We start from the raw sequence: 26867 nt of genomic DNA, 5'->3' as shown, positions 1-26867 counted from the left end.
TGAGAAAAATTTACTTTTAGAAACCATTTTTTTTATCGAAATTGCTTGTCAGTAATTTTGTTCAACTTAAACACTAACCACGACTATGTCTGATGATTTTGATTTATTAGAAACCTCTTCAAACGAAAAAACAGAAAAAGTAGATGTTAATTGGGGAAAAGCCATTGACACTATGAAATCTAAACTATCTCAAGAAGATGATCCAGAAGTACGCCAAAAAATACTTAATGCTACACTTGATGATGTAGTACATATGGCCGAAAAGGATAGAACAACGCTTCTTGATGCGATTAAAGATTTAACCGATTATCAAGATGAAGTAGGTATAATTTTTGAAAAATTTTCATCACTAAATGCTACTGAACAGAAAGTAATAGATGATGCTCAAAAAGCCTTAGATCGTGCAAAAATTGAATTGGAAGACGCCGAAGCTAAACCGGACACATGGTGGAATAACCTTTGGGGAAGAAAAAGCAAAATTGCAAAAGCCCAAGAAGCACTATCTGTTGCCGAAAAAACACGTGCAGGTGCCGACAACAAAGCAAAAGCGATGTTTCAAGAACGTATTGAAAGTGCCGATGTGCAAACCTTATTAGGGGAATTATCATACAAATCGCAAGCTGCGGTAAAACGTTTAAAAGATCGTGAAGTTGAAATTAAAGAAGTAGAAGATAAGTTGCAAGATGCTATTGTTGAAGCGACTAAAAACCACACGAAAGCTTTAGAAAAGAAAAAAGAAGTTGAAGCAAAACTTGAAGAGCAATACGCCTTATTAAAACAAGCACGCCAAGAACTTGAAGATATCGCCGATAAACAATCTGCCGATTATGCCCAAGCTATTGGTAAAGTAACAGAACTTGAGCAAAAAGTTGAGGAACTAGAAGGTTTAAAAAATGCTTATACCACGTTAGCTGCTAGTAAAGATAGCTTTGTACATAAACACAATTTAACTATTAAGGTTTTAACCTCGTTACGTAGTAATTTACAAACACACCGTGCAAAGTTAAAAAGTGATACCGAAGAACGTTTAAAATATTACGATGGGTATGTGGTAGCTTTAAAAGCAAGAACAGATCAAGAATTTGCGGCTATTTTAGAGCATTTAGGTGTAAAAACCGATGAACATATTGGTCAAACTTTAGCTTCAATGCATACGGCTAGTGCTAAAGCACGTCAAGAAATGATGGACAATATTCCGGTACATGAAAAAGTGATGAATGGCGTATACAGTAGTTATGCCGAAGCGTTACAAGAAATTCGCGCTAAAGATGGGGAAATTCAAAAGAATTTTGCAGAGCGCTATGGTATCGATATGAAAGAAATTTTTGAAGATTACTATAAAGCCGATGCTAATAAACCTGCTGGCGATGCAGAACCTACCGATGCACCAAAATCAAGCTCAAGTGATGATGATTTATTGAGTTAACAGTCATTGCGAGGAGCGACGACGAAGCAATATAATGAACAATTAAAACCTGTCGAATAGCTAAATAAAATACCAATTTGAGTTTTTTGACAGGTTTGATTGCAACAATCAAATTAGTTTTAACTATAAAAGTTGATTTGTAAACGTATACTGCGTTAGGGATTGCAGCGGCATCCTTTTTATTTATTCTCGAGTAATGCGTAGCATAATCTTGAGAATAAATAAAAAGATATAGCGTAAAGCCCGACCCCGAAGTATCGGGGAAACCTGCCTACCGGCAGGCAGGCGCCATAAAACACATAAATAAAAAATTAAAAAGAACACTTTTTAATGTCTTTAAACCAAATAGTTACGCCTTTAGATTCTGCAACTTTAGACTCTAAAGATCAATACGAATTTTATCACACCATGATCGATTTTGCTTTTAAACAGCTTATTGTGGCTGTACAAAGGCAAGCAATTTGTAATGCGCAAGAAATACTTTTATTTAAGCAATATGCAGATTTGTTACTCTATTCTATTGATGCTATGCGTGTTAAATATAAGTTTGATGAAGAGGATAATATGAAGGTGGATTTAACCGATTCGGGATTTCCTAATTATTTGGAATTTAGATATTTATTTAACGATTTAGAGTTAAGAGCATCCTATTTAGATAAGTTAACACCTATTGAAGATTTAAAGGCTGAATTTCTACATACCTTAATGCATAAAAAGCAGCCAATTAAACAAAGTAAATTGTTTCAAGCGGCGTCTATTGTGTATTATTCTTCGGTTAAAAAGGAATATATTTTTAATCGTTTTGTACAAGGAAAAATTTTGGAAGCCACAGAAAATGCACCTGCAAAATACTTAACCAGTTGGAGTTTTTATGATGTGTCGCACAACCGCCCATTTATTTGCTTTATGTATTTTAATTATGATGGTGGCGATGTAAACGATTATAAATCTGAAATTTATGATGTTTTAAAAGCAGTTGCCGATAGAGATATGAATTTGGATATGATGGCGCATACCATTGATAGAAAGTTGCCAAAAATACTTCCTAAATTTATAAAACGAATAGATTTAGGCCCGCTACACAATGTTTTTGCAAAAGACGAAAATTTAATTACACATGCTATTTTAGAGAGTATTGGTAAAAAAGAAATTCCTTTAGAGGCTTATGCTATTTCATTAAAAATAGATGAAGTATTGTCTGATAGTGAATTTAAAGAAGGTGGTTTTTTTAGCAAACAAACCTTGCAAAAATGGGGCGATGTTTTAAAAAAACAATACGTTTTTGCACCACATAGAATTATTCAATTATTGCATAATAAGACGCCTGAAATTTTAAACAAATTAGAGAAATCTCCAATTGAATTGGCGGAACTTAAAATAGACTTAAAAAAGTAAACAGTCACAGTCGCGGTTTTCAGTACTGCCTACTGCGACTGCGACTGAACACTAAAAAAAAATGGAACACAACACAACATTCCCAATAAAACAAAGCGAACTCGATGTATTGCGAGATGAAGCTTCATCATATTTAAAAAGCGTACAATGGGAGCAAAGCGCAAGAGCTAAAAATAGAGATAAAGATGGTAAAGATGAATCTATTTTACTGTATTTGTCAAGAGCAAATAATGGAAGTAATGTAGAAATTACATCGGTTTCCAAAACTATTTTAGCATTAAAAAAGCGTTTATTGCCAGATTCGGTAGCAATTCCTATATTTTTAAATCAGACGCTCTACGCGGTTCAAGAAGGTTTAACGCTTGGTGTTTGGATAAAAGATAGCTTTTACGATTCCTCTGGATTAACTAGTTTAAATCAAAATAAATCGGCTTTAGATTCTAGTGGAAAGCGCGAGTACGAAAGTAAAATGCACACAGCTACAGCGTACATGCTTTTTGCAACGGCTTATAAAATTTTAAACGATTTAAAGCCACATGCCTCAGACGATTTAAGCGTAATGAAACAGAAGTTTGCCGGCATTCCAGAAGTGTCTTTATTATCACCAATAAAAGGTATTTCATGTGCTTTATTTTATTTCGACAAGTACTTAGGTCATCCAGAAATTGTAAAAACAGATAAAGATGTTATCGATTTTACCGTGGTGTATTTTGAAGCTTTAATTGATGAAATACAATTAAGAAAAAGCACGCTGGAATACACCGAAACTATTGAAGATAGAACTTATAAATTAGAAAATTCTGAATTTGCTATTTCAGGATGGAACAACGTATTTCAAGGCACAGCTAAAAGTGTAGAATTTAATAAAATTAAGTTCGAACAAATTGTAGGTAACCGTGATGCAAAGCATTTTGCACGTCGTTTAACCGAGCGGATGTTGAGTTACGATTTTGAAGCTAAAAAGAATCCGTTTCAAGAATTAGGTGGCTTTATGCCTGTTTTTATGGGGTACGGTATACCAGGAACCGGTAAAAGTATGCTTATTGCAGCTATTGCAACACGTTTAAAAGAACATTGCGATACCTTGGATATTCCATTTTTGTTTCACCCTATGCCAGATACGTTAATTAGTACGTTTCAAGGTGGTTCTGCCGAAAAAATGGTAGAGTGGATGAAACCTATGCAAGATCCCACAAAGCTTATTTTCGCACCTATTGATGATGCCGAAAATAATTTACAAGAACGAACAACTCAAGGTGTGTCTGCAGGTGTTAAAGAAGTTATTGGTGTATTTTTACGCTACACCGAAGGTGCGTATGCGGTAAATTACGGTAATAGTTCTATTGGTTTATTTACCAATTTACCAGAAATGTTAGATAAAGCTGTGATTTCCCGTGTGCAAGGGCGTTTTAAAATTGATGGCGCCAGAACAGAGCACGATTTTCTAGATCAAGACCATTTATGGTGGCGAAAATTTGAAGACACAATGCCCGATTTTGTAAACATGCAAGGGCCAGAAAATTATAGTTATCTTCAAAATCAAGGTTTGGCAAAAAACATGGGAGAAATTTTAAATCAGATTGAAAAACCAACCGAAGCTCGTGTTCATGCTATTTATGATGAAGTTGAAAAGCACTTTAAAAGCGATCAGCATTTGTTTTTTGCTAATTTATACAAAGCCATGCAAGATGCATTTCCTTTTTTCTCTTCTCGTGATGTTAGAAATATACAAAGTGCTATTTCGTTGCGTTTAACCGATTTCGATTTGGAAGAAGATTGGTTTAGCAACCCCGAAATCTATTTTAAAAAGGATTACGATACCAAATTTAATATGTTACAAGAATTAATGCGTGGTAATATGAAAGGTTTAGATTTTTCTGAAATTCGTCGTCAGGAAGTTGTTCGTTATTTAGATAATGTAGCAACAATTGCCGATACCGATTTTAAACGAAAAGTAGATGCAAGAGTTAATCAACTAAATATTGAAACGGCAGCTCGAAAAGCCTTTGAAAAGATATAGCTGTTAAGCATAAATAAAATTTTAATGGAAGATAAATTAAGAAATATCAACAAAAACATATTAGCCAACGAATGGGCAACTTTGTATCGTGTAGATTACGATTATAAATTCGAAAATGGCGATTGGCGTACGTTATCTCGCGAAAGTTACGATCGTGGTAACGGCACAGGTATTTTGTTGTATAATAAAGCAAAAAAAACGGTAATTTTAACTAAACAATTTCGTATGCCTGCTTATGTAAATACACCAGCAGACGGTATGTCTATTGAAGTTTGCGCAGGAGCTTTAGATAAAAATGAAGAACCAGAAGTATGCATTATTCGCGAAGTAGAAGAAGAAGTTGGTTATAAAATTAATAGTGCTAAAAAGGTTTTGGAGTGTTACACTTCACCTGGAGCTGTAACCGAAAAAATGTTTCTTTTTATTGCAGAATATGATGATAGCATGAAAATAAATGATGGTGGCGGACTAGAAATTGAAGATGAAGAAATTGAAGTTCTAGAACTTCCTTTTACCAAAGCTATCGAGATGATACAGAATTTTGAAATTATTGATGCAAAAACCATTATGCTTTTGCAGTATGCGCAAATAAATGGAGTGCTGAGTTAGAGTAATCCTCTATAAAAACAAACAAAATCGAAATCTAGTTTTCTAGTTTAATATTACAATATCTAAAACCAATGACATATAATTTCCAAAAAACTTACATAACCATAATTTTAATTTTAGGCATGCTAAACTTCTCTAATGCACAATCTTCATATGGAAATAATAATGAAGTAGGTAACTTTATATCGGTTAATGGAGATAAGCAATATTATGAAATATATGGTGAAGGCGAACCGCTCGTGTTAATTCATGGCAACGGTGGAGATATTGCGTATATGAAGCCACAAATTGAGTACTTTTCTAAAAAGTATAAAGTCATTGTCATGGATTGCAGAGGACGCGGAAAAAGCGAACTTGGAGACGAAAGTTTAACCTATAAGCAAATTGCCAAAGATATCGTTGCTATTTTAGATCATGAGAAATTAGACTCAACCTATGTTTTAGGTAGAAGTGATGGAGCAATTTTAGCTTTGTTATTGGCAATTCACTATCCTGAAAAGGTGAAAAAAATAGTAGCATTTTCAGCGAATCTTACACCCGATACTACGGCGCTTTATCCAGTTGTTTACAAGCAAATTAAGGAACGACGAAAGCATGCCGATAAAATGCTAGCAAAAAAAGACACCACTCAAAATTGGAAAGTAACTCAACAAAGAGTTCGCATGATGGAATTTCAGCCTAATATTACCATTGATGATTTGCATAAAATTAAATGTCCTGTTTTAGTGATGTCTACCGACAGGGATATGATTCGAGAAGAACATACATTCAAAATTTACCAGAATATTGAAAAAGCTAATTTATGTTTTCTTCCTGGGGTAAATCATTTTGTATCTAAAAACGGGCCCGAATTATTTAATCAAATTATAGAAACCTTTTTTTATAAACCATTTAAAGGTGATGAAATAAGACTTTAAAATTAAGAGTAGAATCTATTTCAACTTATTTAATTAAAAATGAATAAACTAAAACAAGCCAATTTATACAGAAGTGAGCTTATTCCGGTAAGCGGCAAGCTTGTAGAACGTTACAATAAAGGCTTGGTAAAACTAGGGTTTACAGAAACTAAGCTAAAAACATTTAGTATAGATGGCATAGGTTGGAGCCCAGAAATTGCTGAAGAAAAAAACGATATAAATTATTTAAATAATGGGGAAGCAAATCCGCATGGTATTTTAATTTCGCCACAGCAAAAGGGAAAACCAGTGTATTTACCGTTTCATACCTTCGATAAAGAGGTTATGAAATATGTTTTTAGAGTTCACGGCGATAAAATTAAAGACATCACACGAGATTCGGCTTTGTGTCTTGATTTCGATCAAGGTATTGATGCTTTTTACGAGCCTTTAGATGTTTTGAAATACGATAAAATTAAGGTTCATTTTCATTTTGTTGACGATTTAAATAAAATTCAAAAAGAGCAATTAGAGCTTGTTGAAGTTTTTAAAAGAGATAATAATTTTATAGACGAAAGTATTCATAAGCAATTATTAGCTTCCGCGAAAGCGTATGGTGATTTACGAAACAGGAATTTAAACTTACATGTTTTAGAACATGAAACCAATTCCTTTTACACCAGAGCATTTGGTGGCGTTTACGTTTTGCGTGATTTTATTTCACCAATCGTTATTTTTGAAGATGAAAAGTGGCATAAAGAAGCCATAAAAGACACCAATTACGATGTGTTAATTTATCATATTAAACAACGAGAATTAATGGATAAATTGCGCGACCACATGATTATTGAATGTAATTTAGAAGAAGTTGTAAAAACCAAACGTTACGAGCGCATTAAATTGTTTGAAATGGCACAACTTTTAAAGGAAACTCAGCATCCTTTATATGATATTTTAACCAATTCAATTTTAACTAAAAGCTATTTAAATAAACTTACAATTGACGATAGAAAGCGATTAATGAGTGTAGAACGTTATCTAGAAAAGCTAGAAGTAAGCAATCAATTTAAACGCGCCGATATTGTAGATGATACACTTTTTGAAGCTTTGCACAAACCACATTCGTCGCTGCAAGCGTCTCACCAAGATTTAATTTGGCAATTATTGGTAAATGTGGCGCCAAAAGATGTTTTATTTTGGTATTGGTACGATAAACCTGCATTTTATAAGGCTTTTGAGTCTTGGGACGATTCCTTTAAAGACTGGGTAATTGAAACTATTAGTAACAATATTGAATAATTTAAGACAAATAAAATAAAGGTTCTGTAACAAGCTTCAAACTTCAAACTCATAAACCATGACACTAGAATTAATAATTTTTATCGCATCCATTTTATTTGGTGCATTTATTTACTGGAGAGAATCGCACAGTAATAAAGTTTACAGGTTTTTTAATAAAATTATGTATTCTAAAGAATTACAAATGAAATCAACAGACAAAACAGGTTTTATATATCAGCAAAAATTTTTAATACGCTTATTGTTTTTAGGTTTTTTGTTTTTAATAGGAATTGTTATAGTTCGTTTTTTAATTCCAATTAACTTAGCCACAATTTCAATATTCGCATCCATGTTGGTTGGTACTTTAGCTGGAACTTATTTGGCACATTTTATTTTTAAATCGTCGGAAGTTATTGAAGAGCAAACAGATTCTTTAGAAGATATAGTGCAAGACACCATTGAAAAAGGAAGGGATTTTATTGAAGATTTAAAAACAGGAGAAAACAAAGATATTGAAGTTATGAAAGAAGAAGCGAAGCCAAATGAAAAAAGTGCTCGCGAACGTTTAAAAGATAAAGGACTTCTTTAATTTTGTTACACTCAGCGCAGTCGAGGTGTCTTGAAAATGAAAATTAATTTAAAATAATTCCTGCCTATTCAGGAACAATAAAAAAATGATAAAAAACTACTGGAAAAAAGGAACTAAGCAAAAAGTATTTACAATTTTAGGTTTACTAATTCTACTTATTGTTTTATTCGTTTTGCGAGACGATTATCAACCAGCATTATTATTTGTTCGTAAATACATTTTTGTAATTCTACTAAGTTTAATTGTATTAATACTAGGGTTGCGTAAGTTTAGAAGCAGTTCTAGTACAGCGGGTCGCTTAGGGATTTTAACATTAATGCTTGTATTTTTTGGAGCGCTTTATGTCGTTGGTTGGCATTTTAAAATGTACGATTACATGAAAACCTATTATGTGTTTAATAATTTAAATAAAGTTGAAATTCACGAATTACCATTAACCCAAAACGAGCGTATTCAGCCATTGCGAAATGTGTTTTCTATGGCTAACGAAAGTGTAGGTGAAACTAAAGATGTGTCGTTACCACATTTAGTGAGAATTGGAGACGATAATAAATGGACTATGGCCATTCAGCCAACCGAAAAATACATGTGGCAAGGAATGACTGATAACACAGAAGAAGTTTTTGCGGTATCTAGTACAACGCCGTTTCCTAGATTTTCAAATGAAAATAGAATATCAGTTACTTTTTCAATTGGAGAATCGTTAAAGTTTAGCCGAAACACCTACAATGCTGTTGTGCAACGCTTCAATATTTTTCAGTTGTTTAATATGGAGCCAAGCGATACGTATTACATGAAAAACGACACTGGAAAATGGGTGGAAGTGGTGAGTTTAATTAAATGGAAAGGCTTTTTATTCCCGTACCCAACCTTTGGCGGTGTTATGGTTATTGATAGCGGCGCGCATGATATGAGCGATTATATTGAGCGTATTTTAATAGGAAAAGGAACCTACGTGAGTCCAGACGAAATGAAAAATCATGAGTATTTAACACGCCAAAACACTTTAGCTGAATCGGTTTCACAATTACAGGCAGAATCTTTAAAGTTTTTAGGTGGTTTTAGCGATCCATTACCGTGGAACATGGAAACAGCGGTTAAAATTCCAGAAATGCCAAAAGACCAAAACCAACAACCTTATGTTACTGATTTCGATTTTTCCGATACTGAAACAGGTGCTTACAGTGGTTTATATCATTGGTTTGGCTTAGAGCCCGTAGGCGAGGAGCGCACTAGTTTAAGCTTTAGTGTGTTTGTACCTGCCGATGGCACGGATAAGTTGTATTATTACAATCATGCAGCTAAAAAACAGGGTTACGCAGGTGTTTCTGCGATGCCATTAAAAGTAAAAGAGTCTCGTAAAGAATACGATTGGTCGGCAAACACGCCAGTTGAGTTTCGCCCGTATATAAAAAATATAGCAGGAAAAAAACGTATGTTTTTTATGGGTACGGTGTCTTCAATTAGCGATTCTAATTCACAACAATTTGATGGTTCTGCAACTCCAGACTTGGTTTTAGTTGATAGTGAGTACCGTGATGTTATCTGGATAGATGTTAAGCATCCAAGCCAATGGGACAAAACAGTTTACGAACAACTTAACGAAGCGTGGCGCGCAAGCGAAGGTATTGGCTATTATTATCAAGAAGTGCCAAAAGAAATTGACATTGCCCAAACTTACAAAGATTCAATTAGTAAAATCATTCCTGTGAAAGACGATAAAGCAGAATTATTAGAAAAACTTCAAAAACAATTAGATTCTTTAAAAGCAATTTCGAATTAGCATTTACTAAAACCAAAATTTAACAAAATTTTAATTAGTAACAATATGTTGTTTTTTAGTGTGTTACGTTTATTTTTTTTGTTTTGTTTAATAAATTAATTGTTGTAAAACATCTTTTTAAATTATGTTAACGTATAACTTGTAAATGCTTTAAACATAAAAATATTGCAAAAATATAGATAAAATGCTGTTTATTGATAACTATTTTTACTTTTATGAAATAAATTAAGGTTATTATTGAACTTCTTTTATTTTTGTGAGTTGTATTAAAAAAAGCATAGAATCAAATTAATAAGATTAAAAGTACTAATTATGGAAAACAAAAGTAAAGGTCTTAAAATAGCATTAGGTATAGCCGTAGTGTTATTTTTAGCAACTGGTTTTTATGCCATGAATCTTCATAAAAAAGCCAGTGACGAAAAAAAGGAATTAGCTGAACAAAAACAGCTAGTTATGAATGATTTAAACGCTATGGCAAAACAATATGATGAAGCCATTGGTGAAAATGAAATTAAAAATAACAATTTAATTGAGGCAAGAGGAAGAATTCAAGGGTTAATAGACTCTTTAAAAATTTCTGAAACAAACGTAAAAAGTTTATGGAGATACAAACAAAAATATGTGTCTTTGCAAAAGGAAATGGATGTTTTATTAGCACAAAACGATTCTTTACGAATTGAAAATTCGTATTTAGCAACATCTTTAGATAGTACACGAATTCGTTTAGAAGAGCGTGCTATGTTTACAGATTCTTTATTAGTGCAGAATAATGCGTTAGCTGAAGTTGTTTCTGATGCTTCTGTATTGAGCGCCGTAGATTTAAAAGCTTCGGGTGTAATAGTGAGAACTTCTGGAAAGGTAATTCCAACAGAGCGTGCTGGACGAAGCGATAAAATACGTGTTTGTTTTATTGTAGCTAAAAACAAGTTAATTCAAGCAGGAGAGCAAGAATTATATGTTCAAGTTATAGATCCTAACGGAAATACTTTAGGTTTAAACGAGCAAGTAACTTTTGAAGATAAAACATTAAATTATAGTTTAATAAGTAAATTTAATTACGAAAACACCAATTTAAATATTTGCGAGTTCGTGAATCCGGGTGAAGACGAAGACTTTGAAAAAGGAAATTATAAAGTAAATGTGTTTAATGAAAAAGACTTAGTATCAACGTCAGAGTTTTTATTAAGATAAATATTAGCTAAAAATTATATTTAAGGCCTTGCAATTTAAATTGTAAGGCTTTTTTTATTTTATTAATTAAGATACATTAATTACCATTCAGCGTAATATCTTGCTCCAATCGACGATATATATGTGCAGAATACAGAAAAACAGGAATTTAATCTTTGTAACATTCTTAAATTCGTGAATGATATAACGAGTAAAAACCTTTTTTAATTAGGTATTAAATTTATGAATCCTATAATTCAGTATTTGCAAAAATTTCATCCTATTTCGGAGGAATCCCATCTAGAAATTTTAAGTATTTCAAAATTAAGACGTATAAGAGCAGGAGAGTGTTATGTGAAAGCAGGTGAAATTCCCGTTCATATGTTTACCTTAATTTCTGGTATTGTAAGGGCTTATGTACGAAATGACAAAGGCAAAGAGTTTAATAGAAAAATTTTCACAGGCCCTGCAGTAGCTGGTTCGTTAACAGCTTTAATTAAACAGGAACCGTCTGTTTATGCTTTGGAAGCGTTAACCGATTGTGATATATACTGTACAGATTACCAAAAATTTATAGAATTAAGCAATAAAAATCTTGAAGTTAAAGAGCTTTATATTAAAATGTTAGAGACGTTTTTTATGGAGTATTCTCAACGTCAAATTGAACTTTTAACACTTACAGCAACAGAAAGATATTTAAAGTTAAAAGCAGAAATTTCACATATTGAAGATTTAATACCTCAATATCAAATAGCTGCATGTTTAGGTATAACGCCAGTGCAATTAAGCAGAATAAGAAAAAAAATAAGGACACTTAACATATTATAATTGTTAATTAATTGTTATCGTTTACATTTGAAAAATAATTTCTGTTTTGAAATTGATTAATAGCAAATAACCAAAAAAGGCAGGTTGAATATTCAGCCTGCCTTTTTTTGAAATAGTTTTGAGTAAAATTATTTTAAACTACCAACCATATCTTCTGGTTTTACCCATTCATCATAATCTTCGGCAGTAACATATCCTAAATTAATAGCTTCTTCTTTTAGCGTTGTACCATTTTTATGCGCTGTATTTGCTATTTCTGCAGCTTTATAATATCCAATTTTGGTATTTAAAGCGGTTACAAGCATTAAAGAGTTATTAAGTAATTTGGTTATCACTTCTTGGTTTGGTTCAATGCCAGAAGCACAATTAATATCAAAACTTACACACGCATCACCAATTAATTGAGCAGATTGTAAAATGTTAGCAGCCATCACTGGTTTAAAAACATTTAGTTCGTAATGTCCTTGTAAACCACCAACAGAAATAGCAACATCGTTACCAATAACTTGAGCACAAACCATAGTAAGGGCTTCACATTGTGTTGGGTTTACTTTTCCTGGCATTATAGAGCTTCCAGGTTCGTTTGCGGGAATGGTTATTTCACCAATACCACTTCTTGGTCCAGAAGCCATTAAACGAATATCGTTTGCAATTTTGTTTAAAGAAACTGCAAGTTGCTTTAAAGCACCATGAGATTCTACAATCGCGTCGTGAGCGGCTAAGGCTTCAAACTTATTTGGAGCAGTAACAAAAGGGAGTTTTGTAAAATCTGCGATAAATTCAGCAACACGCTTGCTGTAGCCTTTTGGTGTATTTAAGCCCGTTCCAACAGCCGTTCCTCCTAAAGCTAGTTCGCTTAAATGAGGTAAGGTATTTTCCAAAGCATTTAAGCCATGGTTTAATTGAGCTACATAGCCAGAAAGCTCTTGGCCAAGAGTTAATGGAGTGGCATCCATTAAATGTGTTCTACCTATTTTAACAACATCTTTAAAAGCTTCCGATTTTTTTTGAAGCGTGTCACGTAATTGTTTTACTCCAGGAATAGTAGTTTCAACAATTTTTTTATAAGCAGCGATATGCATTCCAGTAGGGAAGGTGTCGTTCGATGATTGCGATTTATTTACATCATCGTTTGGCTGAATGGTTTTGTCGCCTTCACCAATAATTTTTCCAGCCAATTGGTGTGCTCTGTTAGCAATAACTTCATTAACATTCATGTTACTTTGCGTACCAGAACCTGTTTGCCAAACCACTAATGGAAATTGGTCGTCGTGTTTACCAGCTAAAATTTCGTCGCATACGCTCGCAATTAAATCGCGTTTTTCAACAGGTAAAACACCTAATTCACAATTTGTAAATGCCGCGGCTTTTTTTAAGTAAGCAAACCCGTAAACAATTTCTAATGGCATAGAAGCAGGTGCTCCTATTTTAAAGTTGTTTCTAGAGCGTTCTGTTTGTGCACCCCAAAGTTTATCGGCAGGTACTTTTACCTCGCCCATAGTATCTTTTTCTATTCTAAAACTCATGTTTAATGCTTTTTAATTGTAATAGAACAAAGTTACTGTTTACTAGTTTTTTTATCTATTTTTTTATTGATTTTTTTAACAGATATATAACATAAGATATTTTTTATATCCTATTAAATCTATTAATTTAGTAGGGAATTAAAATTAATAAAAAATAATAAATTATGGCAACTATAAGATTAGGAGATGAAGCTCCAAATTTCAATGCAAATTCAACTGAAGGGTCTATAAATTTTCACGAATGGTTAGGAGATAGCTGGGGGATTTTATTCTCGCACCCATCTGATTATACACCGGTATGTACAACAGAGTTAGGAACCGTTGCAAAATATAAAGACGAGTTTGATAAACGTAATGTTAAAGTTGTAGCATTAAGTGTTGATGGATTAGAATCTCATGAAGGTTGGGTTAAAGATATCAACGAAACTCAAAAAACTACAGTTAATTTTCCAATTATTGCAGATGAAGATAAAAAAGTTTCAGAACTATATGATATGATTCATCCTAACGAAGACAGTAAATTAACCGTAAGATCGGTTTTTGTTATTGGAGATGATAAAAAAGTGAAATTAATTATTACTTATCCAGCTTCAACAGGAAGAAATTTTGATGAACTTTTACGTGTTATCGATTCGTTACAACTTACCGCTTATCACAAGGTAGCTACACCTGCAAACTGGAAACATGGTGAAGATGTAGTGGTTAGCCCTTCAATTTCAACAGAAGATGCTAAAAACATTTTTACAAAAGGGGTTAAAGAAGTAAAGCCTTATTTAAGAATGACGCCGCAGCCAAACTTAAATTAGTTAACAAGTCTGTTAATAATTTTCACATACATATTGTGTAAAAAATAACATTACACTATCTTTGCGATAAATTAATAATAGAAGCAATTAATAATTATGTTTGATTTTGACCAATATTTAGGCTTTTTAGCGTTTTTAACCATTTTAACCATTGGGTTTTGGTTAATGATATTTTTGTTAACTTTTGTTATTCCTTACTGGATTGGTGGGGCTTTAATTGAAAGATTAAAAGAAATTAAAGAAGAGAAAAAAGCTAAAAGAAACGCCAATTAATCTAGCGTAATTTATAACAATATAAAAAAGGGAAACTAAATAATTTTAGTTTCCCTTTTTTGTTTCCCTATTTTTTTTGATGCTTAAAATATTAAAGATTGACAATTTTAAGCATTAATATTTGGGGTTAGCCCTCAAATTCAAAATCGTCTTCACCACCGTTACCATGACCTTCTCGTTGATTTTGTTTTTTGTGATGCTGATTAAATCGATATCGCAACGATAGGTTTATTTGGCGTTGTCTCCATTGCATTTCACTATAACTTTCATAAGTATCGGTAAATGTGGTCGCTTTTCGTTTTCTAGAATTAAGTAAGTCTCTTACATTTAACGAAACTGTAGCATTGTTGCTAAAAAGCTCTTTGCTAAAAGCTAAATCTAAGGTAAAAATGCCCTCGTTATCGCTTTGAGCGTCTTGACTTGGACCTCGGTAAAAAGCATTGGTTTGCCAATCTACTTTTGCAGGTAAAGTTACTTTACTGCTAAATCGTGTAAACCAACTTGTATTTTTAGCGCTATAATCTACATCGTTAAATTCACCATCGGTTTCAAACTGAAAAAAGTTAAAACTAGAATTTAAACGCATCCATTTTACAGGATTATAAAGCACGCCCAATTCGGCCCCAGTTCGTTTATTAGTCGATAAATTAACTGGAATGGTTCTAATAATATCTATACCGTCTGATGTTTGTTGGCCTGTATTTTCCTGTATACGCTCAAATGAATTTGTTTCATGTTGATAATAAACAGAGGAGGTCAAGGTTAACTCATCCCAACGTTTTAAATAACCAATATCGAAGGCACTTGCAAAAGCAGGTCTTAAATTAGGATTTCCCTGCCATACATTGGTTCGACTAGAGCGCGATGGAAATGGATTTATATACCAACCTCTGGGGCGGTTAATACGTCGATTATAACCAAAGGTTAGGCTCTCTTCGGAGTCGTCTTCGTTTTTAGATAAATCGTAAATAACATTAACCGTGGGAAATAGCCCAAGATAATTATTGTTAAAACTGGTCTCAATTGGAAAGCCATAAGATGCTTCTAAATCTTCCGCAGATAGTTTAGATTCTATATCTCCTTTTAGTTGTGTGTTTTCTAGACGCAAGCCTAATAAAAATGAAAACTTGTTAAATTTAGTACCATATTGAGTATAAATAGCATTTACATTTTCGGTATAATCAAAAATATTAGAAAGTGTATCGTTTACAAATAAGTTTCCTGTGCTTAAATCTTCTTGCTCTAATAAATAATCGGTTACAGAATTTTCGAAATTACCTCTATAACCAGCTTCAAAGCGCGCATTTTCTCCTATTGGAAGTACATAATCTATTTGAAATAAAGATTCGTTGTCGTTTTCGTTTTGAGTTATATTTTCAATTTGAAAAGGTTCAGGATCCGTTTGGTAAGTTGTAATGTAATCTTCGTTGTAATATGTAAATTGTTCGTCATTTCCCGATTCAATTTGAATATCGGCCGTGAGTTGGTGGCCATCATCGTTAAATTTTGTAATGTAATTTAGGGCGAACTGTATGTTCCCACCGTCTTCATTTTCTTTTTCAACCCGTTGGGTTTGTTCCACAAGGTTGCCATCAATAAAACGATCGCTAATATTTATACCAGTATCTCTATCTTGGCCGTAGTTGTAAAAAACAGTACCAGTTACCGATGTTTTTTCTGAAAGGAAATATTCCATTCCTAAACTACCGTTATAGTTTCTGTTAAGGCGTTCTGTATCCTCATCTTCGCGAACTCTATCTATTTCATCTGCTTCTGCGTTAAAATAATCGGTATCACTAAAGCTATTTCTAGGTGAATTAAAATATCGAAATCCTAAATTAGAAAATAAATTAAACTTCTCGGTGCGGTAGTTTAAATTTGTTGAAAGCCCTATATTGTCAGGATTACCAACAGTTGCGTTTATGGAGCCATTAAAACCTAAAGTTTCTTGCTGGCGTAAAATAATGTTTAAAATTCCTGCGGTTCCTTCGGCGTCGTATCTTGCCGATGGTGAAGTAATTACCTCAACACGTTCAATGGCTTCGGCAGGTAACTGACTTAAAACATTAGTATCGCCAAAACCAGCCATTGCCGATGGTTTACCGTTAATTAATATTTTAACGTTTTCGTTTCCACGTAAACTTATAGCGCCTTCAACATCTACAGCTACGGATGGTACATTATTTAACGCATCGCTAACTGTACCGCCAGCAGTGGTTAAATCTTTACCAATGTTATAAACCTTTTTATCTAGTTTAATTTCTACGGTAGTTTTTTCGGCTATAATTTGAACGGCATCTAGAGTGGCTAAGTCTAAATCCATTGCAATGGTTCCTAAATTTTCGTTTTTAGTTAGGTTTTTATCTGTAAATGTTATGGTTTTGTAGGAGATATATTCTATTAAAACATTGTAAACACCTTGATTAACGGTAACTCTAAAATCACCATTAATATCGGTAATGCCACCATTAATTATTTTGTTTTCGGCTTTACTAAAAATAGAAACTGAAGCATATTCGAGTGGGGCATTGCTTTCAGAATCAATTACTTTGCCTTTTATTATTATTTCTTTGTTATTTCTTTTAGACTGAGAAAAACTTGGAAAAATAAACAATACCGCCAAAGTAGCAGTAATTATAAATTTATTCATCTAAAAATTGTTGGTTTGGTTTAGATTGCAAAAATATAATATGCTTAAAGCTTAACAGGTTAAAATTGTGTTAATACAAGTTGAATTTCGTTAAATTATATGCTTGATTAACTCGGGAGGTCTGCCAATTACCGCTTTGTTTCCGTTAATAACAATAGGGCTTTTTATAATTAGCGGATAATGAAGCATAACTTTTATTAGTTCGTCATCGCTAAAATCGATAAAACGTAATAAGGTTTTCCAAATAGTATGTCCTAATTTTATTAAATCTATAGGTTTACAATCTAGAATTTTAATTATGCGTTTTAAGTCTTCTTCCGTTACATCTAATCCTTCGTAGGTAACTTCTTGATTCTGCTTAAAATCTGTTTCTAAAATCTTAACACATTTTTTAGCAGCTTTACATTTGGGGTGCTGGTATATAACTATCATATACTTAAAAATATTAGTGATTGTTAAGTAGTCTGATAGAAATTATCCTTACAGTTTTTATTTAAATTATGGTTGTAATTTGCTCGGGTGGTCGACCAACTACTGCTTTATCACCATTTATAACGATAGGGCGCTCTATTAACTTTGGAAATTTTGCTAATGCCGATATAACTTCTGAATCTGATAATTCTTTACCCTTAAAGTTTGCTTTCCAAATGGCTTCGTTTTTTCTAACCAATTCTAAAGGTTTTATACCTAATAACTTAATAATTTCCTTCAATTTTTCTTCGGAAGGTGTATCTTCTAAATATTTTACAACTTTAAATTCTTTACCAGAATCTTCAAGAATTTGTAATCCTTCTCTAGATTTTCTGCAACGATTATTATGGTAAATGGTTATCATAAATTAATTAATGTTTATGTTGTAATCTTTTAATTGTTCCGTTAATAATTCGGGAGTTTCAAAGCGAATGCCGTTAATTCCTAGTTTATTGGCAGCTTCTATGTTACGCAAGTTATCGTCTATAAATATGGCGTTTTCGGCGGTAATATTATAACGCTCTAAGGTTAAATTGTAAATCTCATCGAAAGGTTTACGTGTGTTTTCATCACCTGAAACAACAATGCCTTCGAACCATTTTAAAAATTCGAAGCGTTGAAGAGCTATTGGAAATAATTCTGAACTCCAATTGGTTAATGCAACTACTTTGTAATTTGGGTTCTTAACAAAATAATCTAAAATTTTTACAGTGCCGTCAATAGGACCAAGGAGCATTTCTTCCCAACGGCCGTAATATTGTAAAATTTCGGTTTTGTATTCTGGGTGCTTTTCAATTAAAACTTTGTTAGCTTCTTCTATGGTTCTCCCAGCGTCTTGTGCTTCGTTCCAATCTAAAGTGCAAATGTTTTTTATAAACCATTTCGCTTTTTCAGCATCACCATTAAATACATCTGTAAATAAATGTTCTGGACTCCAGTTTATTAAAACACCACCAAGATCAAATATTATTGCGTTTATATCTTTCATAATTGATTGTTGTCTTCTGTTTTTTGCCCCATTAGCATTAAATACGATTTTAAAAAGGCATCTATATTGCCATCCATTACAGCATCAACATTCCCAGTTTCAAAACCAGAACGAACGTCTTTTACTAGTTTATAAGGGTGCATAACGTAGTTTCTAATTTGACTACCCCATTCAATTTTCATTTTACCAGCTTCAATATCTTCGCGTTGCGCTAGTTGTTTTTGTAGCTCAATCTCATATAATTGAGATTTAAGCATTTGCATAGCTCTTGCCCGGTTATCGTGCTGTGATCGGGTTTCTGAACATGAAATTTGAATACCAGTAGGTTTGTGGGTAAGTTGCACCTTAGTTTCAACTTTATTTACATTTTGTCCACCAGCACCACTTGAACGTGCCGTTGTTATTTCAATATCTGCTGGGTTTATTTCAATTTCAATAGTATCATCAACCAATGGGTAAACGTAAACCGAAGCAAAACTAGTATGGCGTTTTGCATTACTATCAAAAGGAGAAATTCGCACTAAACGATGTACGCCATTTTCGCCTTTTAACCAACCAAAAGCGAAATCGCCTTCAATTTCTAAGGTTACGGTTTTAATACCAGCAACATCGCCTTCTTGAAAGTTGAGTTCTTTTACTTTAAAACCGCTTTTTTCGGCATACATTAAATACATGCGCATTAGCATACTTGCCCAGTCGCAACTTTCTGTACCGCCAGCACCAGCTGTAATTTGTAAAACGGCACTTAGGCTATCACCTTCATCAGAAAGCATATTTTTAAACTCTAGTTTTTCAATAGTTTCTAGAGCTTTTTGGTAGCGTGTTTCAACGTCTTCGGCAGTAGCTTCGTCTTCTTTGTAAAATTCGTAAATCACCTCTAAATCTTCAACTAAGGTTTTAGAGGTTTCGTAGTCTTTTATCCAACTTTTCTTTTCTCGAAGTGATTTCATAACCAATTCTGCTTGTTTGGAGTCGTTCCAAAAATCAGGATCGAAGGTTTGTTCTTCTTCGTTTTGTATTTCTATAAGTTTGGCTTCTATGTCAAAGATAGTGCCTTAGTTTGTCAAGGCGGGTGTTAAGATCTTTTACTTGATCGAGTGTAATCATGATTATTTATAATTTGGCATAAAAATACTATACTTTTTATTAAATAAGCTATGATTTACATTTTATTGTTGTTGTGAATTTTGATGATTTTTTGATTCGGGATTATTTGGAGAAATTAATGTTTTTACCGGAATACAATCGTTAAAAGTAGTACCATGACAAATTTTAATATAATTGCTATTGGTAAGTGATTTGTTTAAAACATCGAAACCTAACCAACCAAAATCTGGCACATAACATGCTACCCAAAAATGAATATTAAAGGTGTTGTTATTATGAAAATAGCCAGAAATAAACCGTGTTGGTATATGATTTAATTTTGATAAGTAGCAGAATTGTTTAAGCTTTTCTTCGGAAGATTTTAATGTATTGGAATGATGTATTACATGCATTAAATGTTCTAAATTTTTAAAAATACACAGGCTTTTATTGAAGCTATACGTGTTGTTTTTTTCTGATGCTTCTGGATTAAAATTTAAAAATGGTTTGAATTTGCGCTTAAAAGCTTCCGATAAAATGGTGTTGTAATTTAAAGCTATTTGTTTAGTTGTAAATTCAAAATTATGTGATAATTTATCCTTTATTTCAACTTTAAATTCAGCTTCAAAATTTAAATAACTCACCATGTTATTAGGTTTTATAGTTATTGTATTATGTTTTGAATTATTAAAGTCTTCTATTAAATTTTTATTAAAAATTGCTTTAAAATGACTCGAAATTAATTTTTGTGAATTGTTATTTTCAGGCGTTACTAAAAACGACCAAGCAGCTCCAGAAACGGGCTGCTTGAAAGTTTTGGTATAAGCGTATGTTATGGTGTAAATTGTTTTCACACCTAATTGGTTTTAGTAGTTAAAGTATTCTTCTTCTAATTTAGAGCTTATATTCATCAAACATTTTAACGTATCATCTATAAATTTACCAACGTTACTTTGTATTTCATTAATAGTTTTAAACTCGTAGTCTGCGCGCATTTTACCTATTAAAAATGCGGCAGAATTAACGGTTTTAACTTTGCTTGCATCTATATTGCATATATGAAAGTAAGTTTGGTTTAAACTATTCATTACCGATCGCGGGCAATTAGGGTTTAATATTAAAAAGTTTAGTGTATTTAGCTGTGCTGGAGATTTTCTATATAAACTACGCATCATATCATAAGACTCTGCACATTTAAGCAAAGTAGTCCATTCGTAACTGTTTCTAATAGGTTTAGAATAGCTGCTTATAGCTTTTTTGGCATCAAATAATTTTGTTTGAATAATTCTAGTTATTTGCGTAGCACGTTCTATATTAATGCCTAACATGATTAAAGCAAAAATATCGTTATGCAATAATGTGCCTCGTATTTTACCACGTAAAATAGCCGTATTTTCGGTAACGCTGGTGGTAAAATCGTAAAGTCCATTTTTAACAAATCTATCTTTAGGATAATTCATAACAAAATGATAGAATTTATTTATGGCTTCGTAAAACTCTGTTGAAATTAAATCGCGTGCGTTACTGGCATTTTGTCGAGCTATTTTTATACAGCTTAAAATAGAATACAATTTATCTGGATTTAGGCCTACATTGTAAAGCACTTCTTCTTCAACTAATGTGCTTTCGTCTTCAACACGATCGTCTACCATTCCGTAAATAGAATTTAGTACAAATGGTCTAGACTGTGATAAAATATTTGGCGCATCGAGCGAAGAAAAATAGTTAACATTTAAAAATCGTGCTGTATGTTCGGCACGTTCAATATAGCGTCCCATCCAGAACAAATCGTTTGCAACTCTTGCTAGCATATAATTTTGTTTATTTTTTTAGTACCCAAGTATCTTTAGATCCGCCACCTTGAGACGAATTCACTATTAAATTTCCTTTTTTTAGCGCCACTCTAGTTAAGCCTCCTTTTAGCACAAATTCTTGATCTTGCCCGAGCAAAGTATATGTTCTTAAATCTACATGGCGTTGCTCGAAAGAAGAGGTGTCTTCAATATAAGTGGCATGCACAGAAAGAGACATAATAGGTTGTGCTATATATTTTCTTGGGTTTTCTTTAATTACAATTTTTACTTTTTCTATTTCGTCTTTAGTAAGTTTACTTCCTATAGAAATACCATAACCTCCAGCTTCATCAACAGGTTTTATTACGAGTTTATCAATATTTTCTAGAATATATTTTAAATCGTCTGGCTTGCTACAGTGGTATGTATGTACATTGTTTAAAATAGGTTCTTCTTTTAAGTAATACCTTATAATTTCTGGCATGTATGTATATATGGCCTTATCGTCTGCAACACCAGTTCCTGGGGCATTTGCTAAAGTTACATTACCGTTTATATAGGCTGAAAATAAACCTTTTACACCTAAAACAGAATCTTTATTAAAAACATCAGGATCTATAAAATCATCATCAATTCTTCTGTATATAACATCAACACGCTTAGGCCCGTAAATTGTTTTCATGTAAACAAAATCGTTTTCTACAAATAAATCACGCCCTTCAACAAGTTCAATGCCACTTGTTTTTGCTAAAAATTGATGCTCGTAATACGCAGAATTGTAAACTCCAGGCGTTAAAATAACACAGGTAGGCGAATCTACGTTTTGTGGTTTTACAGATTCGAGCATTTCTAGTAAGTTTTCAGAGTAATCTGTAACGTTATGTATTTCATAATGATTAAATACACCAAATAAAGCACGTTTTAAGGCATTACGATTACCAACAACATAACTAACCCCAGATGGACAACGAATATTATCTTCTAGCACATAATATTTTCCATCGGTATGTTTTATTAAATCTGTTCCAGAAATATGATTGTAAATTTTATTTGGTGGCGAAAAATTCATCATTTGCTTAAGATAATTTCCAGACGAATTAATTAATTCAATCGGAACAATGCCGTCGCGAATAATATTTTTATTATGATAAATATCCCATAAAAAAGTATTTAACGCTTTACAGCGTTGTAAAACACCAGTTTCAATAGTTTCCCACTCTTTAGCTTCAATAATTCTTGGAAATAAATCAAAAGGAAATATTTTTTCTTGGGCTTGATCATCGCTATAAACTTGAAAAGTAATACCTTGATTAAAAAAAGCAGCTTTAGCCTTTTCATTTAAAGCTGCAAAATCTTGAATAGAATGATCGCTATATAAATCTAAAATTTTTTGATAAGTTGGCCTTACTTTTTTATTGGCATCAAAAATTTCATCATATAAATTATTGTTATTTTGATAAGAAGAGAAAATAGGATTTGTATTCATTGATTTTATATGATTTATTTGTTCCAATTTACATAATTATTATAATTTAACTTGTGATAATTATTTATTAATAGATAGTGTTTGTTAATAAAATATTATTTTTCGTTGTTGAATTTTACTATAATCATAATATTGAATTAACTTAATCTCAGATTTTTAAATATTAAGTAAAATGAATAAGCTAATAAATAACTGATTAATAATATATTAATGTGATAGATTTAAGAAGCGATACAGTTACAAAGCCTACAAAGGAAATGTTGGAAACTATGATGCTCGCAAATGTAGGAGACGATGTTTTTAGGGAAGATACCACGGTTAACTTGCTAGAGAAACACATAGCTAAAATGTTTAATAAAGATATGGCTTTGTTTTTCCCAAGTGGCACTATGGCCAACCAAACTGCTATAAAACTACACACACAACCTGGAGACCAAATAATTTGCGATAAATACGCTCATATTTTTAACTATGAATCCGGTGGAGCATCGTTTAATAGTGGTGTATCTTGTAATTTATTAGATGTGAACAATGGTTTTTTTACAGCCAAAGATGTCGAAAATGCTATTAATCCAAGTGCTTATTATTATAGTAAAACCAGTTTGGTAGAAATTGAAAACACAGCAAATAGGCGAGGAGGTTCGTGTTGGGATTTTAATGAAATAAAAAAGATAAAAGCAGTTTGCACTAAAAATAATTTAGGTTTTCATTTGGATGGCGCACGTTTATGGAATGCTTTAGTAGCTAAAAAAGAAACAACCGAACAATACGGAGAAGTTTTCGATACAATTTCGGTGTGCTTAAGTAAAGGTTTAGGTTGCCCAATTGGTTCCGTTTTAGTTGGTGATGCCAAAATTATGGAAAATGCTATTAGAGTTCGAAAGATATTTGGAGGAAACATGCGGCAAGCTGGGTATTTAGCAGCGGCAGGTATGTATGCTTTAAATAACAATGTAGAGCGATTAGCGCAAGATCATGAAAAAGCAAAAAATATTGCAGACGTGTTATCTAAATTATCAATTATAAAATCTGTTGAACCTACCGAAACTAATATTGTAATTTTTGAATTAAATGCGGATGTTTCAGAAGACGATTTCGTGCAAAAATTAGCTGCTAAAAATATACATATTATTAGTATGGGCGGAAACAAACTTCGTATGGTTACACATTTAGATTATACCGATGTTATGCACGAAAAGGTTTTAATAACCTTAAATAAAATTGTTTAACTAATAACTTAAAATAAATCTAAAAAAAAGAGCCTTCAATTAAAAGGCTCTTTTTTTGTTATTTAAAACGCTTAGTTTTATTTAAATAAATCCATACCAGGTATATTCGGCATGCCTTCTTTAGCTACAGCAGCAAGTTCTGCTTCATTAATTTTTGATGCTTTTTCAATCGCCTTATTTAAGGTTAAAATTAAATAATCTTCAAGTTCTTCCTTATCTTGCATTAAAGCATCATCAATTTCAATAGATTTAATAGATCTATTTGCTGTTAAAGTTATTTTTAATTTACCATCATTACTGGACTCATCAACCAAAACAGTGTCTAAACGCTTTTTAGTATCTTCTACTTTTTGCTGGGTTTCTTTAAGTTTTCCCATCATATTCATCATATCTCCAAACATGTCGCTTTTAATTTTAATATTACAGTTACAAAACTATTTAATTTTTCTATTTTTGAGGGCTAAAATTTTAAGATTTATTTCCTTTTGAAAAAAGATATACAAGCCCCAGTAGCAAAACAAATAGCTAAGACTTTACAAATTCATAACGATAGTAGAGTTGACAATTATTATTGGCTGAACGAAAGAGAAAACCCAGAGGTTATAAGTTATTTAAATGCCGAAAACGATTATACCAAAAGTATGATGGCGCATACCGAAGAGTTTCAAAAACAATTGTTTGAAGAAATGAAAGGTAGAATTAAAGAAGATGACACCTCTGTGCCATACAAGCTTAATGGATATTGGTATGTTACACGTTTTGAAACAGGTAAAGATTATCCTATTTACTTACGAAAAAAGGAAACACTAGAGGCTCCTGAAGAAATTCTTTTCGATTGTAATATTTTAGCTAAAGATCATTCGTATTTCAATTTAGGAAGTATTGCCATTAGCCCAGATAATAAAATGGCTGCATTTTCAACAGATACGGTTAGCCGCAGGCAATACAATATTCAAATAAAAAACTTAGAAACCGGAGAGATTCTTGAAGATAAAATTATAAACACAACAGGACGAGCTACTTGGGCAAACGACAATAAAACATTGTTTTACACCAGAAAAGATGAGGTTACCTTGCGCTCGCACAAAATTTTTAAGCATAAATTAGGAGAAAGTGTAGAGCAAGACAAGGAAGTGTTTTTTGAAACCGATGAAACCTTCAACACCTTTGTTTACAAAACAAAATCGAAAAAGTATATTGTAATAGGCTCATCAAGTACATTAACTACCGAATACCGTATTTTAAATGCCGACACGCCTGATGGAGATTTTAAAATTTTCCAAGAGCGCACACAGGATTTAGAATACTCTATTGCGCATTATAAAAATAGTTTCTACATTATTTCTAATGCAAACGGCGCACAAAACTTTAAGTTATCTAAAACAAACGAAAATAACACAGAATTAGAACATTGGGAAGATGTTTTACCACATCGAGCAGAGGTTTTAATTGAAGATATAGAAATTTTCAAAGACTATTTAGTAGTTAACGAGCGCGAAAATGGATTAAATAAACTACGTATTATAAGTTGGAATGGCGATGAAGATTATTATCTGCCATTCAACTCAGAAACTTATACAACATATATTGGTAATAACCCAGATTTTAATAGTAACGAACTGCGTTATGCATATAACTCGTTAACTTCACCAAGTTCTGTAATAGATTATAATTTTAAAACTAAAACTAGTGAAATTAAAAAAGAGCAAGAGGTTTTAGGAGGGCAGTTTAAAAAAGAAAATTACGAATCTAAACGCATTTGGGCTACAGCCAGAGATGGTGTAAAAGTTCCAATATCTTTGGTTTACAAAAAAGGAATAAAGTTAAATGGTAACAATCCGCTTTTACAATATGCATACGGTTCGTATGGCTCAACTATCGATCCTTCTTTTTCAAGCATTCGTTTAAGCCTGTTAGATCGTGGATTCATTTATGCTATTGCCCACATTCGTGGCGGTGAGTATTTAGGTCGCCATTGGTACGAAAACGGTAAATTATTAACTAAAAAAAATACGTTTACAGATTTTATAGATTGTTCAAAGCATTTAATAGGACAAAAATATACTTCAGCAAAACATTTATATGCTTATGGAGGTTCCGCGGGTGGCTTACTTATGGGAGCTGTAATTAATATGAATCCAGAATTATATAATGGCGTATTAGCTGCCGTACCTTTTGTAGATGTAGTTACTACAATGTTAGACGATACAATTCCACTAACCACAGGTGAGTACGACGAATGGGGAAACCCAAATAATGCAGAATACTATTTTTATATGAAGTCTTATTCGCCATACGACAATGTGCAACCTAAAGCCTACCCAAATATGCTAGTAACAACTGGTTTACACGATTCGCAAGTGCAATATTGGGAGCCAGCTAAGTGGGTAGCTAAATTAAGAGAGCAAAAAACCGATAACCATAAATTACTTTTACATACCGATATGGATTCTGGACATGGTGGGGCATCAGGACGATTTGAAAGCCTAAAAGAAGTGGCTTTAGAGTATGCTTTTTTATTAGATTTAGAGGGAATTTATGGCTGATAAAAAAAAAAATTAT

General features: G+C 32.5%; 24 protein-coding genes. 14 read left to right on the top strand and 10 right to left on the bottom strand.

Annotation, left to right across the window (positions count from 1 at the left end; genetic code table 11):
* Positions 1-85: 85 nt before the first annotated feature.
* The 10 genes from LG651_RS10110 (at position 86) to LG651_RS10065 (ending at position 11997) form a co-directional block, all read left to right on the top strand.
* Positions 86-1426 (top strand): coiled-coil domain-containing protein, encoded by a 1341-nt coding sequence (locus LG651_RS10110; RefSeq protein WP_226696006.1) that lies wholly within the window; start codon positions 86-88, stop codon positions 1424-1426.
* 330 nt (positions 1427-1756) lie between these two features.
* A complete protein-coding gene (locus LG651_RS10105; protein ID WP_226696005.1) occupies positions 1757-2821 on the top strand; it encodes a hypothetical protein in 1065 nt (354 codons plus the stop codon).
* A 61-nt stretch (positions 2822-2882) separates the two neighbouring features.
* On the top strand, positions 2883-4841 hold the full coding sequence (locus tag LG651_RS10100) for an AAA family ATPase (RefSeq protein ID WP_226696004.1): 1959 nt from the start codon (positions 2883-2885) through the stop codon (positions 4839-4841).
* Between the two features lie 24 nt (positions 4842-4865).
* On the top strand, positions 4866-5450 hold the full coding sequence (locus tag LG651_RS10095) for an NUDIX domain-containing protein (RefSeq protein ID WP_226696003.1): 585 nt from the start codon (positions 4866-4868) through the stop codon (positions 5448-5450).
* 71 nt (positions 5451-5521) lie between these two features.
* The gene (locus LG651_RS10090; protein WP_226696002.1) at positions 5522-6367 is read left to right on the top strand and encodes an alpha/beta fold hydrolase; all 846 of its coding nucleotides are present in this window, start codon (positions 5522-5524) and stop codon (positions 6365-6367) included.
* A 39-nt stretch (positions 6368-6406) separates the two neighbouring features.
* A complete protein-coding gene (locus LG651_RS10085) occupies positions 6407-7645 on the top strand; it encodes a DUF6638 family protein (protein ID WP_226696001.1) in 1239 nt (412 codons plus the stop codon).
* A gap of 58 nt (positions 7646-7703) precedes the next feature.
* Positions 7704-8216 carry a hypothetical protein gene (locus LG651_RS10080; protein WP_226696000.1) on the top strand — a complete coding sequence of 171 codons (513 nt, stop codon included), beginning with the start codon at positions 7704-7706 and terminating at the stop codon, positions 8214-8216.
* 85 nt (positions 8217-8301) lie between these two features.
* Complete coding sequence (locus LG651_RS10075; protein ID WP_226695999.1) at positions 8302-9999, top strand: hypothetical protein; 1698 nt, start codon at positions 8302-8304, stop codon at positions 9997-9999.
* 312 nt (positions 10000-10311) lie between these two features.
* Positions 10312-11190, top strand: coding sequence for a chromosome partitioning protein ParA (locus tag LG651_RS10070; protein ID WP_226695998.1), 879 nt, complete (start codon positions 10312-10314; stop codon positions 11188-11190).
* A 222-nt stretch (positions 11191-11412) separates the two neighbouring features.
* Positions 11413-11997, top strand: coding sequence for a Crp/Fnr family transcriptional regulator (locus LG651_RS10065; RefSeq protein ID WP_226695997.1), 585 nt, complete (start codon positions 11413-11415; stop codon positions 11995-11997).
* A gap of 128 nt (positions 11998-12125) precedes the next feature.
* Here the strand turns inward: LG651_RS10065 and fumC are convergent, their stop codons facing one another.
* The gene (fumC, locus tag LG651_RS10060; protein ID WP_226695996.1) at positions 12126-13523 is read right to left on the bottom strand and encodes a class II fumarate hydratase; all 1398 of its coding nucleotides are present in this window, start codon (positions 13521-13523) and stop codon (positions 12126-12128) included.
* A 164-nt stretch (positions 13524-13687) separates the two neighbouring features.
* On the opposite strand from fumC, the gene LG651_RS10055 reads away from it, so the two are divergent.
* Together LG651_RS10055 and LG651_RS10050 are read left to right on the top strand one after the other, a co-directional pair.
* The gene (locus LG651_RS10055) at positions 13688-14329 is read left to right on the top strand and encodes a peroxiredoxin (RefSeq protein ID WP_226695995.1); all 642 of its coding nucleotides are present in this window, start codon (positions 13688-13690) and stop codon (positions 14327-14329) included.
* A gap of 96 nt (positions 14330-14425) precedes the next feature.
* Positions 14426-14602, top strand: a complete 177-nt coding sequence (locus LG651_RS10050) for a hypothetical protein (protein WP_226695994.1) — start codon at positions 14426-14428, stop codon at positions 14600-14602.
* 127 nt (positions 14603-14729) lie between these two features.
* Here LG651_RS10050 and LG651_RS10045 read toward each other — a convergent pair whose 3' ends face one another.
* The 8 genes from LG651_RS10045 to LG651_RS10010 all read right to left on the bottom strand — a co-directional run bounded on the left by LG651_RS10045 (position 14730) and on the right by LG651_RS10010 (position 23076).
* Entirely contained in the window at positions 14730-17252 is a 2523-nt protein-coding gene (locus LG651_RS10045; RefSeq protein WP_226695993.1) for an outer membrane beta-barrel protein, read from the bottom strand.
* Between the two features lie 90 nt (positions 17253-17342).
* Positions 17343-17684, bottom strand: a complete 342-nt coding sequence (locus LG651_RS10040; RefSeq protein ID WP_226695992.1) for an ArsC/Spx/MgsR family protein — start codon at positions 17682-17684, stop codon at positions 17343-17345.
* A 61-nt stretch (positions 17685-17745) separates the two neighbouring features.
* Entirely contained in the window at positions 17746-18087 is a 342-nt protein-coding gene (gene arsC, locus LG651_RS10035; protein WP_226695991.1) for an arsenate reductase (glutaredoxin), read from the bottom strand.
* A gap of 3 nt (positions 18088-18090) precedes the next feature.
* On the bottom strand, positions 18091-18711 hold the full coding sequence (locus LG651_RS10030; protein WP_226695990.1) for an HAD family hydrolase: 621 nt from the start codon (positions 18709-18711) through the stop codon (positions 18091-18093).
* Positions 18708-19818, bottom strand: a protein-coding gene (prfB, locus tag LG651_RS10025; protein ID WP_226695989.1) for a peptide chain release factor 2 whose coding sequence is annotated in 2 segments (ribosomal slippage) — positions 18708-19754 and positions 19756-19818 — 1110 coding nt in all. Because the reading frame shifts where the segments join, the coding sequence is not laid out codon by codon here. The genes LG651_RS10030 and prfB overlap by 4 nt, the downstream gene beginning before the upstream one ends.
* A gap of 62 nt (positions 19819-19880) precedes the next feature.
* A complete protein-coding gene (locus tag LG651_RS15815) occupies positions 19881-20651 on the bottom strand; it encodes a transglutaminase-like domain-containing protein (protein WP_226695988.1) in 771 nt (256 codons plus the stop codon).
* Positions 20652-20663: 12 nt separating this feature from the next.
* Entirely contained in the window at positions 20664-21608 is a 945-nt protein-coding gene (locus tag LG651_RS10015) for an alpha-E domain-containing protein (protein WP_044626222.1), read from the bottom strand.
* Between the two features lie 10 nt (positions 21609-21618).
* Positions 21619-23076, bottom strand: coding sequence for a circularly permuted type 2 ATP-grasp protein (locus tag LG651_RS10010; protein ID WP_226695987.1), 1458 nt, complete (start codon positions 23074-23076; stop codon positions 21619-21621).
* 212 nt (positions 23077-23288) lie between these two features.
* Here LG651_RS10010 and LG651_RS10005 point away from each other — a divergent pair, with 212 nt between their 5' ends.
* The gene (locus tag LG651_RS10005) at positions 23289-24305 is read left to right on the top strand and encodes a threonine aldolase family protein (RefSeq protein WP_394371667.1); all 1017 of its coding nucleotides are present in this window, start codon (positions 23289-23291) and stop codon (positions 24303-24305) included.
* A 77-nt stretch (positions 24306-24382) separates the two neighbouring features.
* Here the strand turns inward: LG651_RS10005 and LG651_RS10000 are convergent, their stop codons facing one another.
* Complete coding sequence (locus tag LG651_RS10000; RefSeq protein ID WP_226695986.1) at positions 24383-24706, bottom strand: YbaB/EbfC family nucleoid-associated protein; 324 nt, start codon at positions 24704-24706, stop codon at positions 24383-24385.
* Positions 24707-24790: 84 nt separating this feature from the next.
* Here LG651_RS10000 and LG651_RS09995 point away from each other — a divergent pair, with 84 nt between their 5' ends.
* Complete coding sequence (locus LG651_RS09995) at positions 24791-26851, top strand: S9 family peptidase (protein WP_226695985.1); 2061 nt, start codon at positions 24791-24793, stop codon at positions 26849-26851.
* Positions 26852-26867: the final 16 nt, after the last annotated feature.

The sequence above is a fragment of the Neotamlana sargassicola genome (genome assembly GCF_020523965.1).
Classification (GTDB): domain Bacteria; phylum Bacteroidota; class Bacteroidia; order Flavobacteriales; family Flavobacteriaceae; genus Neotamlana; species Neotamlana sargassicola.
Note: the sequence above shows the minus strand (reverse complement) of the source record. Positions and strands in the feature narration are given on the sequence as shown.